The 15,209-nt window shown below is 64.6% G+C and carries 10 protein-coding genes; 4 read left to right on the top strand and 6 right to left on the bottom strand.

The features are described 5' to 3' along the window. Positions 1-104: 104 nt before the first annotated feature. On the bottom strand, positions 105-770 hold the full coding sequence (locus AB0N75_RS10070; RefSeq protein WP_364648756.1) for a TetR/AcrR family transcriptional regulator: 666 nt from the start codon (positions 768-770) through the stop codon (positions 105-107). After that, a complete protein-coding gene (locus AB0N75_RS10065; RefSeq protein WP_364648752.1) occupies positions 767-3,088 on the bottom strand; it encodes an aminotransferase class III-fold pyridoxal phosphate-dependent enzyme in 2,322 nt (773 codons plus the stop codon). The genes AB0N75_RS10070 and AB0N75_RS10065 overlap by 4 nt, the downstream gene beginning before the upstream one ends. 218 nt (positions 3,089-3,306) lie before the next feature. Here AB0N75_RS10065 and AB0N75_RS10060 point away from each other — a divergent pair, with 218 nt between their 5' ends. The 3 genes from AB0N75_RS10060 (at position 3,307) to AB0N75_RS10050 (ending at position 7,033) form a co-directional block, all read left to right on the top strand. Next, positions 3,307-4,083 (top strand): SDR family oxidoreductase, encoded by a 777-nt coding sequence (locus tag AB0N75_RS10060; RefSeq protein ID WP_364648749.1) that lies wholly within the window; start codon positions 3,307-3,309, stop codon positions 4,081-4,083. 258 nt (positions 4,084-4,341) lie between these two features. After that, a complete protein-coding gene (locus tag AB0N75_RS10055; RefSeq protein WP_364648746.1) occupies positions 4,342-5,799 on the top strand; it encodes an APC family permease in 1,458 nt (485 codons plus the stop codon). A gap of 565 nt (positions 5,800-6,364) precedes the next feature. Next, positions 6,365-7,033 carry a phosphoribosyltransferase family protein gene (locus AB0N75_RS10050; RefSeq protein WP_364648743.1) on the top strand — a complete coding sequence of 223 codons (669 nt, stop codon included), beginning with the start codon at positions 6,365-6,367 and terminating at the stop codon, positions 7,031-7,033. A gap of 83 nt (positions 7,034-7,116) precedes the next feature. Here the strand turns inward: AB0N75_RS10050 and AB0N75_RS10045 are convergent, their stop codons facing one another. Next, a complete protein-coding gene (locus AB0N75_RS10045; protein WP_364648740.1) occupies positions 7,117-8,508 on the bottom strand; it encodes an MFS transporter in 1,392 nt (463 codons plus the stop codon). 309 nt (positions 8,509-8,817) lie between these two features. On the opposite strand from AB0N75_RS10045, the gene AB0N75_RS10040 reads away from it, so the two are divergent. Then, positions 8,818-9,531 (top strand): helix-turn-helix domain-containing protein, encoded by a 714-nt coding sequence (locus AB0N75_RS10040; protein WP_364648737.1) that lies wholly within the window; start codon positions 8,818-8,820, stop codon positions 9,529-9,531. Between the two features lie 6 nt (positions 9,532-9,537). Here the strand turns inward: AB0N75_RS10040 and AB0N75_RS10035 are convergent, their stop codons facing one another. The 3 genes from AB0N75_RS10035 to AB0N75_RS10025 form a co-directional block, all read right to left on the bottom strand. Next, positions 9,538-10,845 carry an MFS transporter gene (locus tag AB0N75_RS10035; RefSeq protein WP_364648734.1) on the bottom strand — a complete coding sequence of 436 codons (1,308 nt, stop codon included), beginning with the start codon at positions 10,843-10,845 and terminating at the stop codon, positions 9,538-9,540. A gap of 81 nt (positions 10,846-10,926) precedes the next feature. Then, on the bottom strand, positions 10,927-13,962 hold the full coding sequence (locus tag AB0N75_RS10030; protein ID WP_364648731.1) for an SMC family ATPase: 3,036 nt from the start codon (positions 13,960-13,962) through the stop codon (positions 10,927-10,929). After that, complete coding sequence (locus tag AB0N75_RS10025; RefSeq protein ID WP_364648728.1) at positions 13,959-15,119, bottom strand: exonuclease SbcCD subunit D; 1,161 nt, start codon at positions 15,117-15,119, stop codon at positions 13,959-13,961. Before AB0N75_RS10025 ends, AB0N75_RS10030 begins: the two co-directional genes overlap by 4 nt. Positions 15,120-15,209 lie beyond the last annotated feature (90 nt).

Below are 15,209 nucleotides of genomic sequence, written 5' to 3'. Positions count from 1 at the left end.
GAAGACCTCTTAGATTCAGTTGGCAGTTGTGGTAAACCACCAACCTAAGAGGTCTTCACCCTTTCACCGTGTAACCAACGTCCTGTCGCAGTACAGCTAGCCAGTCAGCGGCCGGCGATGGCTAGCAGAAGCTGACGGAACGCTGTGAGGTTCCGGGACGCTGTTGCTGGTTCACGGGAAGCATCGATTCCGGCTTCACGGATGGCGCCGATGAGAAGTCCTGCAACCGCCTCAATATCGATGTCAGCACGCAGGTCCCCGCGCTCCTGGGCTTGCCGGAGCTCTCCGACGAACATGTCGAGGGTATGTTGCGAGGCGCTGCCTCTTCGCTTGCCGATCCCGAAGTGCTGGGGCCCCGAGACGTTGTAGAAGAAGCCCAGCTCGCGCCGAGCGGCAAGAGCGAGCATGGCACGCGGGTAGGCGCAGAGCTTTTCGATCCAATCGTCTTGCCCTGCAGCGTCCCGCTCGGCTGCGTCTATCAAATCTTGGCCAACGGTCTTATAGGCCTCGGCCAGCACGTCGGCACGGCCCCCCGGAAAATGTGCGTAGAGGGTTGCCCGTGACGTTCCAGCCCGTGCGGTAATCCGATCGATCGTGGCCGCCTTCTCTCCCAAGGCGTCGATGATGTCGATGGCTGAGCGCACCAAGTCGTGACGGGTTTGCAGCTGCTGCCGCTTGCGGAGCGGAACGGGCGGCTCAGCAAGCTGGGTCACCGGTTCTCCATCCCCTCCTGGTGCTGTGGACGGACGCGAACGGTCTTCGGCGTTCATGCGCGGATTGCTTCGGCACGGGTTTCCGCACCAAGGGCCACGTCGAGGGCGTCTATGACGCGTTCCAGTTCATCCCGGCCAATCACGAGTGGCGGCCGGATCTTGAGGATATTGTCGTTCGGGCCGATACGGCTGATCAGGATCTTTTCCTGCACAAGGGCTTCGACGATCCGTTTGGCCAAGCCGGAATCCGGGCGGCCGGCATCGTCAACAAGTTCCAAACCGAAAAACAGGCCTCGCCCCTTCGCGGAGGCTGCCCGGGGATGGCTGGCTACCAAGTCTTCGAGCCGGCGGGCGACGTGACGCCCCAGGTCGCCGCAGCGGGCAATCAGCCCGTGTCCGGTGATCTCGTTCAGCACGGCCTGGCCGGCGGCCGCCGCGGTGGCGGTGCCGGCAAAAGTATTGAAGTACATGTTGGCGCTGCTGAAGGACTCAAGAATTGCGGCGGTGGTGACGACGCCGCCGAGCGGGTAGCCATTTCCCAACGGTTTGCCGAGCGTGACCAGGTCCGGCTCGATGCCGGTCGCCTGGTGCCCCCACCAAACATCGCCCAAACGGCCCAGCCCGGTCTGGACCTCATCTGCAATCACCAGGCCGCCGGCCGCTTGAATCCGTTCGACGACCCCCTCGAGGTACCCCTCAGGCACACGGGGCAGACCCTCGGTGGAGAACGCCGGCTCGATGAGCAGCGCAGCCACACCGTGGCCGGATTCGACGAGGGACGCGATCGCCTCGTCGATCGCCGCCAAAGCGCGCTCCAGCATGGCTCCTGAATCCGCGTGCTCCCCCTCGCCATCAAGATCCGGTACGTGGATCGGCCGGACGTGGTCGCCAAATGGCTCCGAGACGGTTAATCCGGTCGTCAGCGCGGCGAGCGCAATCGTGTTGCCGTGGTAGCTGTGGTCGGTGACGATCACGCCGCTGCGGCCGGTCATATGCCTCGCAATCCGGATGGCTAGTTCGTTTGACTCGGATCCGCTGTTCGTGAAGTAGACCCGGTCAAGTGGTGCGTCGAAGGTGCCAAGGAGCTGCTCGGCGTAGGCCACGATCGGTTCACTGAGGTATCGCGTGTGCACATTGAGCGTATTGAGCTGCCGGCATACGGCATCTGCAACCCGTGGATTCGCATGGCCGACCTGCGGAACATTGTTGTACGCGTCGAGGTAGCGGTTTCCCTCCGAGTCGACCAACCACACGCCGTCACCGGACACGAAGTGGAGCGGTCGGTCGTAGAAAAGAGGCGAGTAGGATCCGATGGTCGCGGCCCGTCGGGCGAGCAGGCTGGCCTCCCCTGGGGTGTGCTGCCCTTCCGGCAACTGCCTTTCGGCACCGATGTACTCACGGCACAAATCCACGATGACGGGCAGAACCTCGGACTGTAGAAAGACGCTGGTCTCATCCCCCGGTCGGTCGGCCGCCCAGCCCAGGTAAGTGAGGCCGCGGGCGAGGATGAATGTGTCCAAGTCCTCGAGGGCACGCTCCGGGATATCCGCATGCTTCCGGTAGCCGGCCAGCAGCGCCTGGCGATACTCCACGGTTCGAGGGTGACGGTGGTACCAAAACAGAATCGTGGCCAGGTCGAACAGCCACCACCCTTCTCCAAAATCGTCGAAGTCAATGAGGACATGCTGGCGCCCCGCAGTCAGGACGTTCTCGGGCGTGAAGTCAGCATGGATGACGCCGTAAAATTCGGGCGCAGTTCCCAACTGATCCAGGCGTTGGCCGATGCGTCGCACGGCCGCGTCGATCACCCCGCGTTCGTCATCGGTCGTCGCGAGTCGCCGGGGATCACCCCAGAGGGCTGTGGCTCCGGCAAGCCCCTCGGCGTCCCAAGCCGGCCTTGAATAACCGGAAACCTTCCCAATTCGACGCGATGCCAGATGGAACGTGGCGCAGAGTTCGCCAAGTCGCGCGAAAACCTCTGCCTCCAGAGTGTCTTCGCCCAGCCATGCCGCACCGGCATCACCCAAGGGCTCGCCGCCGGCAACCCACCGCTGGACATCGACGTGGTGAGTCCGCCCTCTACTGTCTGGAACAGATGCGAACAGGGCTCCCGCAACGGTCCGGACTACTTCGGATACAGGAAAGCCTTCTGCGCCCAGGGCGGTCATGAAAGCGCCTTCGGTGGCTACTTCGTCGTCAGTCCGATGACCCAGCCGATGAATCCGGAGCGCGTAGTCGATTGGTCCTTCGGATACGCGGAAGACGACGTTTTCGCGATGCTTGACGAAGTCGATCACGGCGTCTCCCGCTATCCCGAACATGGGGAGAGCGTTGCGTGCAATGGTAAGGGCTTCCTCGCGGGACAGCTGTGACATGGGGCTCCTCGCTCCGGAGTCTTGGTGGCGTGTTAGCGAGACTATACCCATAGTCCAGTCAAAAGGAAAAGGGTCTGGTCAAGTCTAATATTCAGACTTTAGGTCTAGTGACTGCATTGCTATTCCGTTGCGTGCTGGCTGTGAGTAACTTGACTCACAGCCGGACCGCGAAAGCCGGCAGCAAGGCAATCGACCGGGCCTAGGGAGTTGGAGCACGCATGTCACTTTCACCCGCTGCAGGGAGCCACCTGCCGCAACGCATCGTCGTCACGGGCGGTTCGTCCGGCATCGGGCTTGCCGTGGCGCGGCTATTCGTACGGGAAGGTTCGCAGGTCGGCATCGTCGGCCGGAACCAGGACCGATTGGACGCGGCGATCGCTGAACTCGAACTCGTCGGGCGGTCGCGAGTCGTGGCAGCACGCGCAGATGTCGCCGAGGACTCTCAACTGGAAGACGCGGTGGGACGAATCGCCGGCAAGTTGGGCGGCATCGACGCACTCGTCTGCTGCGCCGGCATCGAAGGTGAAATGGGAGCGGCCTGCGAGGACGTTAGTGCGAAGAGTTTTCGAGAGGTCCTCGACGTCAACGTCGTCGGCACATTCCTTGCGATCAAGTTTGCGCTTCCCTTCCTCAGGCGCGCAGAGGGCGGCAGCGTGACCATCGTCGGCTCTGACTCCGGCTTCGTCGCGGTGCCGGGCATGCTCGCGTACAACGCGTCCAAGGGCGCACTCGTCCAAATGACACGGGCGCTGGCCGTAGAACTGTTTGACGAGTATGGGATCCGGGTCAACAGTGTTTGCCCGTCGATCGTTGATACACCGATGGCGCGCCGCGGGCTGGGCGACGCCTTGGACAACCCAGGGTTCCCAATGCAGTCTGCCGATGACATCGCGTGGAGCGTCGGCTACCTAGCATCCAGGCGATCCCGCGCCGTCAATGGAGTCAACCTACTGTCCGACTTTGGCTACACCGGCCGTTCCTCCTTTCCTGCATAACCGGCGCCAGCGCCCTGCAGCCGGGGAATCAGTGGCTTCCGGGCGCGCATTGTCTAGCTTCATGCACGGAATGACAAGCCAGAACCGCGGTGTCCGGCGCAAACTGGCTTTATTAGTCCGGGAGCTGGATGTGCTGCACGGTCAGCGGGTCGAGTAACAAGACCTCGACGCATAGATTCGCCGCTGGCCGTGCGATTCACTTCCGATATCCACCGCAACTCATTGATTGGAGTTCAGTTGTCTGAGAAACATACCGACGTGTTGGCACGCAACCAGCTTGGAGTAAGTGCGATTGTCTTTCTCGTTCTCGCTGCTGTGGCTCCAGTCACGGTTCTCATTGTCGTGCTCCCGCTCGCGATCGCGCATGGCAACGGCGGCGGTGTACCCGTCGCGATCCTTTTGGTGGCAGCGGCCCTGCTGCTCTTTGCGATCGGCTACGCGCAGATCACTAAGGAGCTGACCAACGCTGGCGGCTTCTACGCGATCGCGGTGAAAGGCCTGGGCAAGACTGCAGGCCTCATCACTGGAATCATTGCCACGATCGGTTACAACGCCTTCGTGGCCGGCGCCCTTGGAACCATCGGCTTCTTCGCCGGCATGGTCGTCATGCCCGAACTCTTCGGTGAGGCGTTCACGCTCGATTGGTTCTGGACCGGCTCGGTGCTCTTCATACTCGTTTACCTGCTCGCTATCTCGGGTATTCATGTCAGCGCCGTCGTTCTGGGTGTCGCGCTCGTGCTCGAAATCATCATGGTCTTCGTGTTCGGCTTCTCCGTGCTCTTCCAGCAGGGCTTTGATTTTTCGGTGTTCACGCCTGAAATCGTTATGGGCGGATCATTGTGGATTGGCCTGCTGCTCGCGGCCACCGCGTTTATCGGCTTCGAGGCAACGGCGCTCTTCGGTGAGGAAGCGAAAGATCCCCACCGGACCATTCCCAAAGCGACCTACGCGGCCATCATCATCATCGGTCTCATGCATGCGTTTGCCGCGTGGGCGATCGTCAGTTCGATCGGTCCCGACATCGCGCAGGCGACGGCAGTCGAGCATCTCGAGGCGGGCGACCTCACCTTGATGCTCATCGACAAGCATCTTGGGCCAGTTTTCGTCGTCATCTCCCTTGTGCTCGTGGTGGTCAGCCTCTTCGCCGCGCAGCTGGCATTCCACAACTCGGCCGGACGCTACCTCTACTCGCTCGGTCGCGCACGTGTGCTGCCGCAGTGGCTGGCTAAGACCAACTCGAAGGGAGCGCCTCAGCGCGCGCTGCTGACCAACCTGATTTTTGCCTTGGTCATCGCGGCGATCTTCCGTTTCGCTTTCCCGGAGCTGCCGTCGATCCTCACACTCGTTCCGGTGGGTCTCGGCTTCGCGACACTCTCGATCATCATCGTGCAGGCCATCGCCGCCCTTTCAGTCGTCGTCTACTTCCGCAAGAAGCGCGACCCGCGGCTTTGGACGACCCTGATCGCACCGGGCATCGGCTTTGTCGCGCTAGCTGTCTTCAGCATCATGGCAATTGTGCAGTTCCCGCTCGTCGCAGGTTCCGAGGAACCCTATGTGGTCGTGCTGCCATGGCTATTAGTGCTCGCTGTCGTCGGCGGCATCATCTACGGCGCTTACCTCAAGGCGAAGAAGCCTGAAGTGTACGCAGGTCTCAGCGACGATCTTGAGAAGTTCGACGAATTGCTCGTCGAAGATGCGGACACTCTCAAGAAATAGCGGCGCCGCTCGACGTTGAACGGGTGGGGGCCCCTGACGCCAGGTAATGCGCGTCAGGGGCACCCACCGGTTCAAGGAATGGTCTTCCTCGACGTCAGGTAACCGGCGGCTGGAGACAACCGACTGCGGGTCTTGGGGCACCGGTGTTTAAACGAAAGGGCCGGAGCAGCAGGCGTTGGGGGGAATCCTGCGGCTCCGGCTCTTCCACGCCCGGACCCAAGCCCGGCCGACGCGGTGCGGGCCCCCGTTCCGAGCCCGACCGTTGACACGAGCTTATCCGGGTACTGTCACGGCCGCGATGGGGAGAACTACCCATCGCGCCTAAAACGTTTCCCCTGGGGGAGCACTATGATGCAGCTAGCGCCGCCGGCCCCGCCCTGCGCCCCGGGGCCGCCCCGGCGTCCCGCGACCCGGCACAGCCGGGCCGTTCCGACGGTTCCCCACCCGGTCGGCGCAGTCCCTGACCCGGCTCGCCCTGCCCCTCGCTCGCCCGGTCCAGCCCCTTCGCGTCGAGCTTATTAGCCCTCCCTCGCCCGTTGGCGCGCGGGAGAGGATACTGGAGGCCGTGGGACTGTTGAGCGGGACGCCTTCCCCATTTGTCGATCGGTCCGATGCGGGGCATCAACTGGCGGCCGAATTGGCTGACTACCGCGGGCACGACGAGGTGACCGTGCTCGGACTGGCTCGTGGCGGCGTTCCGGTGGCTGCCGTCCTGGCGAAAGAACTCGACGTCGACCTTGATGCACTCATTGTCCGCAAGTTGGGGATTCCCGACCAGCCGGAGGTGGCCTTCGGTGCCTTGGCTGCCCACGGCGGGCACACCGCCGTCGTCATGGTGGACCATATTGTGGCCGAACTGCGCCGCCGCAACTACAGCGAGCAGCGACTCCAGTCCGTCCAAGCCGCCGAACGTGCCGAACTGCAGCGGCGCCAGGAGGCCTATCTCCACGGCAGGACAACAGAGCTCAGCGGCCGCACCGCCATTCTTTGCGACGACGGGCTGGCGACAGGCGCCACCATGAAGGCCGCGATCAAGGCTGTTCGGCAGAGCAAGCCGCGCGAGATCGTCGTGGCGGTCCCGGTGGGGCCTCCGCAGACCTGCGCTGAGCTGGAAAAGCTGGCCGATGCGGTCTTCTGCCTTCGCCAGCCGCGCGGATTTCGGGCTGTCGGCGAGGCCTATAGGCATTTCAACCAGGTCAGCGACGACGAGGTGCTGGCCTTGCTCCCCCGGTAACGGCTGGCTGCGGCCCTGACAGCAGCGGACCGCCGCCGGTAACTGTTACCGGCGGCGGTCCACATGAGCAGTCTGAGCAGTCCCTAGTGAGAGTCGCGTGCCTCAGGGTGTTGCTGCAGGTACTCCTGATGGGCTTCGTCGACCCGCAGGTTCTTGCCCTTGGTCTCCTTGACCATCGAGACGGTTACGAGCGAGATGACGCAGAGCACCATGATGTAGATGCCAATCGAGATGGTGGTACCGGTCGCGCCAAGCAGCACTTCGGCGATCAAGGGAGCGAATGCGCCGCCCAGAATCGCGCCGATGGCGTAGCCGATGGAGACGCCCGAGTAGCGGACATGGGCCGGGAACATCTCGGCGTAGAGAGCCGACTGCGGTCCATAGGACAGGCCCAGGCCGATGGTGAGGACGAACATCGCGATGCCCATCAGGACGATGCTCGCGGTGTCGATCAGCATGAACATCGGGATCTGCCACAGCAAGACCCAGACGTAACCAATCTGGAACGTCCGGATGCGGCCGATCTTGTCGGAGAGAATGCCTCCGTACATGGTGAAGATCAACCAGCCGAAGGCGGCCAGCGTGGTAGCCAGCAGCACGGACGGACGGTCCATGCCCAGGCCGCCGGCCTCCACCGGCTTGGTGGCGTAGGAAGCGAAGAACGCGATCAGCAGGTAACCGGCTGCGTTGTTGGCAATGAAGATGAGCGCGGTCTGGATGACTTCTTTCCAGTTGTGCTTGAACAGCTGGCCCAGCGGAGCGGCGGACTCCTTCTTGCGATCCTGCATCTCCTTGAACACCGGGGACTCATCCACCGAACGGCGGATGAAGAAGCCCACGACAATCAATACGATCGAGAACAGGAACGGTACACGCCAGCCCCAGCTCATAAAGTCTTCTTCTGACAGCAGGGTGCTGAGCAGCCACATCACGCCGGTGGCCAAGATCATGCCGCACGGAACACCGATCTGCGGGTATGCACCAAAGAAGCCGCGTTTATTCACCGGGGCATGCTCGACGGACATCAGGGCAGCGCCGCCCCATTCACCGCCGGCCGAGAAGCCCTGCAGGATGCGCAGGAACACCAGCAGGATGGGAGCCCAGATGCCGATTTGCGCGTAGGTCGGCAGCACACCGATCAGCGCGGTGGCGGCACCCATGAGCACCAGCGTGAAGACCAGCATCATCTTCCGGCCGAGACGGTCACCGAGGTGGCCGGCGACGATGGCGCCGAGGGGGCGGAACAGGAAGCTAATGCCCAGCGAGGCCCACGAGACGATCTGGGCCAGGCCGGAGCTCTCCTGCGACAACGGGGCAAAGTACAGGGAGGCCAGCACCAATCCGGCAGCCTGGGCGTAGATGAAGAAGTCGTACCACTCAATGGTGGTACCAACCAAGGTGCCGGCGAGCACCTTGCGCTCTTCGTGGCGGGTGGCTGGGCTGATGTTGCCTGCCAGCTCTTCTGACGTGGACATATTTTTCTCCGTTGTGTTCACAGAACGGTAATTACCGAACGGTCGGTAATGTGACTGGAGCCATACTACCGGAGAGTGATAGGGCACACATAGTGCCGCCATATCAATTGAGTAACAGCACCTTTCCCGTCACGCCATCCAGCTCGACCCGCTGCTTCCCTCCGGAGGGCCCTGCCGCCCACGCGGACGTTCTATAGTTGGACGCTTCGTCCTGATATAGAACAATGGGAGATGTGAGGCGTGGCACAGCCCTGTCGCCCAGTCTCCTACAAGACGTGCTCCCCCAGTTACTTTTCCTAGGATGGTCCGATGAGCCAGACTCCCACCAAGCCAGCCCCGGCGCACTCGCAGACTCTCTCGCGCGGCATCAGAGCGCTGGAAATCCTGGCCGAAGCCCAGTCGCCGATGACCATCGCCGAGCTGTCCGAAGCATTGGAAGTGCACCGCTCGATCGCCTACCGGATCCTGCGCACTCTTGAAGACCACTCACTGTTGATGCGCGATTCGGCCGGACGTGTGCAGGCGGGCCCGGGGTTGGCTGCGCTGGCGCGCGGTGTGTCCCGCGACCTGCAGTCTGCGGCTCTGCCCGAGCTGACCACGCTGGCGAACGACCTGATGATGACCGCTTTTATCGCAGTCTGGGATCAGCACGATTGCGTCACGTTGTTCACGGTGGAGCCGCGGCACACAACGGCGCTGGTCCAGCACCCCGGCACGCGTCATTCCTTCGCCGCCGGGGCACCGGGAATCGCCATCCAGTCTGCGCTGACCCGGGAACAGTGGGAGCAGCACGCTCCGGGACAACAGATCCGGCCGGAAGCCCAACTGGCCAAGGAAACCGGCTACGCCGTCAGCCATGACGAGGTCATCCCGGGTGTCTCCGCGGTCGCGGTGCCGGTCTCAGTTCCCGGCCAACTGCCGGCGGCTATCGCTGTGGTTTACATCCGCACCGATACTCCCGACCGGGAGATCGCGGTGGCCTTGAAGCGTTCTGCCGCCACCATCGAGGCAGAACTGCACTGAGCGGGCTCAGCGCCGCCGGCGCCTGACGACGGCGGCGGCAACCAGGCCGAGCACGAACAGCATGCCCGCGGCACCGATCGAGACCAGGAAGGCACCGGAGTGCCCCGAGGCCTCGGCCAGTGCACCGGCCAACGCCGAACCCAGCGCCGAGCCCAGGACAACCCCGCTGGCCAGCAGCGTCATGACCGTGCCCAGACGCTCGTCCGGAGCGACCACGCTGCCAATGCCGTAAATGGTGACCATGGTCGGCCCCACGGGCACGCCGACCAGCAGCAGCACGAAAATCATCGGCAGCACGTCGGTCGGCAGCAGCAAAAGCAAGCAGAATGCCGTCATCAAAGCAGCACAGACGACCCAGCGCCAGGCATGCGTCCACCGTGCCGGCCAATAGGCCACGGAGAGCGCCCCGAAGGCCGACGTCAGGCCCAGCAGCGCGTACAACAGGCCCGCCGCGTCGGCCGCTCCGAAGGTGCCCCCGAAGGCACTCAGTGCGTTCTGGGTCGCCCCGAAGAACGTCCCCATGGCCACCATGCCCAGCACCGGGATGGAAACCAACGGCCAGTTGATCCGCACCGGAGTGGCGGCCGCAGCCGCGCCCGGATCCGCCTTGACCAGTTCAGGGGTCAGCGGGACTACCGTGCGGTACGTGGGGTGGACGGCAAAAGCGGTGACCATGGTGACGGTCAGGGCGGCGGCCAGCACGAACGGCAGCCACGGCGCAATCAGCGCGGCCAACAGCCCGACCAGCGCCGGCCCCATCACGAACGTCAGTTCATCCGCCGTGCTTTCGTAGGACAGTGCGGTGTCCAGCGCAGGCTTGTCGCTGCGCGTCATCGCCATCCAACGCACCCTCGCCAGCGAGCCCACCTGCGGGCAAGTTGCCCCGACGAGGAACGACGCCGCCAGCACGGCTGCGGTTCCGGCCCCGCTGGTGCCGATGTAAACGCAGGTCAGCAGCAAGCCAATGGCGCAGGTGTGAGCCGCGGCGGCAATCAAGAGAACCGGCCGCTGGCCCGCTCGATCCGCCAAATAGCCAAACAGCGGCGCCCCCACCGCCGAACCGATGCCCACCGCACCGGCGGCGAAGCCACCCGAGGCATAGGAGCCGGTGGTCACGGTGATAAGGGTCAGGGCACCGACCGTCAGCATCGCCAGCGGCAGCCGGGCCAGGAATCCGATGGTCAGGAAGGACGTACCGGCCAGCCGGGCCAGCCGGGCGTAGCGGCCGAAAGGGTTGCGGCGCTTACGCCCGCCGGCAGGAGCGCCGGTCGCGGTGTGCTCCCGTGCGGGCGCGCCTGAATCAGGAGATCTCATCAGTTTTTCCGTTGGTTCGAACTGCGCATCGTCCCGCCTCCCGATGCGCACAACCCGGATAACGCAACTATCATACCGGTGTCACGCGACGCCGGTGAGAACCGTGCGGACCGATGAGCCGTGGCGTCCCTTCGTGACTTGTAGTTGGGCGCCGATCCGCTGCTTCATTTCTGCCACATGGCTGACGAGGCCAATCACCCGGCCGCCGTCGCGCAGTCCCTCCAAAGCATCCATGACCTGTTCGAGTGCCTGCTCATCCAGGCTGCCAAAGCCCTCGTCGACGAAGAGCGTTTCAATGTCCACGCCGCCGGCTTCGGCCTGAACGACGTCGGCCAGGCCCAGGGCCAGCGCGAGCGAGGCCATGAAGGACTCGCCGCCGGAAAGCGTCGCCGTGTCGCGCCGCTGCCCGGTCCATTCGTCACTGACGTGCAGGCCAAGTCCGGACTTCTTGTTGCCGGACTTTGAGTCGTCGTGGACCAGCGTGTACCGGCCGTCAGTCATCGTGATAAGGCGTTCGGACGCCGCGGCCGCGATCTGTTCCAGCCGGGCGGCGAGGACATAAGTGGTGAGCGTCATTTTTCGCTCGTTCTCGCCCAATCCCCGGACCGTGTCCGCCACCGACTGCAGCAGCTCGTGCCGTGCGGCGATCGGCGCCAGGCGGATTTGTTCCTCCTCGAAACGCCGGCGGTACGCCGCCAGTTGTTCCTGCGACGCCGCCAGCACGCCGTGCCGCACTTGGTGCTCTCGAACCCTGCGGTCCAGGACAGTGACCTGATCGCGTGCCTCGTCCATTTCCCCGATTCCCGGCAACGCTTCTCCGTTCTTGAGGGCGGTGCGGGCTCGGATCACTGGTTCGGAGGTCTCCAGCACCATCAGCCGCTGCCCGGCTTCGATGTGGGCGGTGTGGCGCCGCTCCAGTTCCTGCAGCTGTGCCGACGCCACCAAGGAGACGCGGGCTTCTTCTTCGGTGGCGAAGTTGGATTGCTCGATCGCCGAGGCGAGCTCGGCCTCCGCCTGGTCCAAAGCGTTGCCACAATGGCGGTGCTGCGCGAGGATCCTCATGGCATCGGCCAGCAGCTGGTCCAGCCGGGACAAGGACGCCGCATGATCGTGCAGGCTGCCCCCGTCAGGCAGCGCCTCGTGCAGCTTCCGTCCCAGTTCGTCCGTGCGTTCTCTGCCGGCTTTGAGTTCGGAATCCGCACTGGCCTTGGCCACAGCCAGCGCTGAGAGCCGCTGTCCGAGCTCTTCAAGCTGCTGCGTTGTGGCAGCCGATTGCTCCTGCAGCTCGCGGCGCCGGTCCCGCACAGCTACAGCGTGGTTCAGGCTGGCTTGGGCAGCGGCCACGGCCGCGGCGGCATCGGTGGCATCGGTCGCCCCGCCGCGGGATGCCAGGGCGGAAAGCTCCTGTTCCAGGTGGGCGCAGGCGCCGCGTGCCTCGGTGTACAGGGCCTCCGCGGCCGCGTGATCATCCCGGGCCGCGGCTTCCTGCTCGCGGGTGACCAGCCGGCCGGAGGCTGCCACCGCAGGTTGCGGGTGCTCGGTCCCGCCGCACACCGGGCAGGGTTCTCCCTCGGCAAGGGTGGCAGCGAGCTCGGCTGCGGCCTGGTCCAACCGCTGTTCAAGCAGGGACAACCAGGCTTCCTTGCGCTCGAGTTGCCGGGTGTGTGCTGTGTCGCGGCGGGCGCGCGCCGCTTCCGTCTTGGCTCGACAGGCCGCATGGTCGGCCACCGCTTCCCGGATGTACTGGGCTTGTTCGAGGCGCTCGGTGAGCAGGCCGACGTCCGGGGTCTCGGCCAGCGCGGCCAGTTGCTCCTGCAGGCTGCGGCCGGTTGCGGCGAGCTGTTCGCGCTCATCGGCGGCAGAAGCCAGGTGCTGCGCCAGTTGCTCCGCGCGTAGCTCGAACCCCTGCACTTCGGTACGGGCCGATTGCAACCGCTGTTCTTCGGGCAGCAGGGCCCGGATGCGCCCCAGCTCGGCGGCGAGCCGGCCCGCCGCTTCGTCCAGCAGCGCCTGTCCGGCGTGATCGGGTTCCGGACGGCTGGAAACGAACGCCGGATAGAGCGGATGCGTCTCCGCCGCGTCGATCCGGTCCAGAAACTCCTTGGCCGCGCGTTCCATGGCGAGCGCGGCCTGGTCGCGATGGCGGATTGGCGACGCCAACAGTTCCGCCGAGCGGTGCGCCGCCAGCGTTTCGGTCAAAGCGGCATGGCTGCCTGCGGCTTGGCGGTGCTCAGCGGAGATTTTCTCCAGTTCCGCCAGGGCCGCGTGGTCGGCCAGCGCCCGCTCGCGCCTGCCGAGGGTGTCCCGCAGCCGATCCAATTCTTCTTGGCCGCTGGCGGCCGCGTCCTGGACCGAGGCGGCAGCGGAGGCGACCGACGACTCGAAGACGGCAAACAGGTCCGCGGCAGCCAGCGGTTGGTCCGGCATGTCCCCGGCAGCCAGGTGTCGAGCGGCTTCTTCCGTTGCCCGTTCCATGAGTTGATCCGCTCCCGCGACGGCGGCCTGATAAGCCGAACGCGCCTTGGCTGCCTCGTCCGCGAGCGTTTGCTCCACAGCCTCGTAGCGGTCGGTTGCGAACAGCCGCTGCAGCAGCGGCCGGCGGTCTTTGGCGTCGGCCCGGAGGAACGCGGCAAAGTCGCCCTGCGGCAAGAGCACTACCTTGGTGAACTGTTCCAGGCTCATGCCCAGGACGGACAGCAGTTCGGCGGCGGCCTCGTCGTTTCGGGCGCTTTTCTGGACCCACGCACCGTTCACCTTTTCGCGCAGCAGAGTGTGCGCCTGTTCCGTCACCGAACCGGACCTGGCCCGGGACGACGGACGTTCCCACTGCGGGTTGCGGGTCACTTCGAAGCGTCGGCCGCGAGCCGAAAACTCGCAGACGACTTCGGGCTCCGTCTCCGGTTCCGCATGATCACTGCGCAGCCGCTTGCCCTGCTGGCGCGCGCCGGGAACGGATCCGTACAGCGCAAAGCAGATGGCGTCCAGGATGCTGGTCTTGCCGGCACCGGTCGGGCCGTTGAGCAGGAACAGTCCCTGCGAGCTGAGCTCATCAAAGTCGATGGTTTCCCGGGCCGCGAAAGGGCCAAAGGCTTGAATTTCCAGCCGGTGGATCCTCATGCCGATACCTCCGCCGCCTGCACTGCCTGCAGCGCGTCTGCCAGCAGGGCCCGTTCGGCCTCGTCGGCCGGCCGGGAGCGAACGTGGTCCAGGAATCCGCAGCAAACCTGCAGGTCGTCCTGGGCCTTGGCGATGCGCTGGCTGTAGCTCATGGTGTCCCGCCGCGGTCCGGAGGCTGGCTCAAAGCTCAACACCAACGTGTCAGGGAAACGTTCGCGCAGACGTTCCATGGCCTTCAGCGGCCGTTCGTCGTCCGTGATGGTGATCTGACAATAGGCCTCTTGTGCCCAAGCATGGTCCGCGGACTCCAGCAGGTCCTGCATGCTCCCCTTGAGCACGGCGAGCTTGCGTGGTGCTGGCCAGGAAACGTTTTCGACGGAGCTGAGCCCGTCCGCCGTGAACTCGAGAATGATGCCGCCCTTCTCGTGACCGGCCTCAGAGAAGGAATACGGCAGGGGCGAGCCCGAATAGCGCACGGTTTCGCTCAGCATCTGGCGTCCGTGCAAGTGACCCAGCGCCACATAGTCAAGACCGTCAAACAGGTCCAGCGGGACCGCTCCCACTCCCCCGATGCTCAAGTCCCGCTCGCTGTCCGAACTGATCCCGCCGCTGGCAAACGTGTGCGCCATGACTAGCGAATGGATGGGCCCGCCGGCCTTCCGCTCTGCCAGGTCGGCACGGATGCGGCCTAGAGCCGACCGCGTCACTGCGGTGTGGCTCGGAGCCGCGGCCCCAAGCTCCTCCGCGCACATCCGCGGTTCCAGATACGGAATTCCGTACACGGCCAAGGTGGCGCCGCCCAGGTCCAGTTCCACCGGATCTGCGAGTTGGTCCAGCCGGGTGCGGACATGGACGCCGCCGTGGGCCAGGATGCCGGATCCAAAACCCAACCGGGTGGCCGAATCGTGATTGCCGCTGGTCATGATGACGGTGGCTCCGGCGGCGCGGATGCGCGACAGAGCTTCGGAAAAGAGGTTGACAACATCCACGCCGGGCAGAGCGCGGTCGTACACATCGCCGGCGATCAGCACTACATCGATGAGCTCGTCCCGCACGGTTTCCAGAAGCTGGTCGACGAATGCCCGCTGCGCCTCCAGCATCCCGACGCCATGGAAGGAGCGTCCCAGATGCCAGTCCGACGTGTGCAATAACCTCATGCTTCAAAACTAACCGTCGGTCAGGACAGTTTCGGACAAGCGCAACGGCACGCCCCGGAATCGGGACGTGCCGTTGAACTTGCAGATTCC

It is taken from the genome of Arthrobacter sp. NPDC089319 (genome assembly GCF_040684925.1).
Lineage (GTDB): Bacteria > Actinomycetota > Actinomycetes > Actinomycetales > Micrococcaceae > Crystallibacter.
Note: the sequence above shows the minus strand (reverse complement) of the source record. Positions and strands in the feature narration are given on the sequence as shown.

Bases quoted from the DNA above. Each gene is read 5' to 3' on its own strand.
- AB0N75_RS10060 (WP_364648749.1), top strand. From the start codon at position 3,307: ATGTCACTTTCACCCGCTGCAGGGAGCCACCTGCCGCAACGCATCGTC.
- AB0N75_RS10065 (WP_364648752.1), bottom strand. From the start codon at position 3,088: ATGTCACAGCTGTCCCGCGAGGAAGCCCTTACCATTGCACGCAACGCT.
- AB0N75_RS10025 (WP_364648728.1), bottom strand. From the start codon at position 15,119: ATGAGGTTATTGCACACGTCGGACTGGCATCTGGGACGCTCCTTCCAT.
- AB0N75_RS10045 (WP_364648740.1), bottom strand. From the start codon at position 8,508: ATGTCCACGTCAGAAGAGCTGGCAGGCAACATCAGCCCAGCCACCCGC.
- AB0N75_RS10035 (WP_364648734.1), bottom strand. From the start codon at position 10,845: ATGAGATCTCCTGATTCAGGCGCGCCCGCACGGGAGCACACCGCGACC.
- AB0N75_RS10030 (WP_364648731.1), bottom strand. From the start codon at position 13,962: ATGAGGATCCACCGGCTGGAAATTCAAGCCTTTGGCCCTTTCGCGGCC.
- AB0N75_RS10040 (WP_364648737.1), top strand. From the start codon at position 8,818: ATGAGCCAGACTCCCACCAAGCCAGCCCCGGCGCACTCGCAGACTCTC.
- AB0N75_RS10070 (WP_364648756.1), bottom strand. From the start codon at position 770: ATGAACGCCGAAGACCGTTCGCGTCCGTCCACAGCACCAGGAGGGGAT.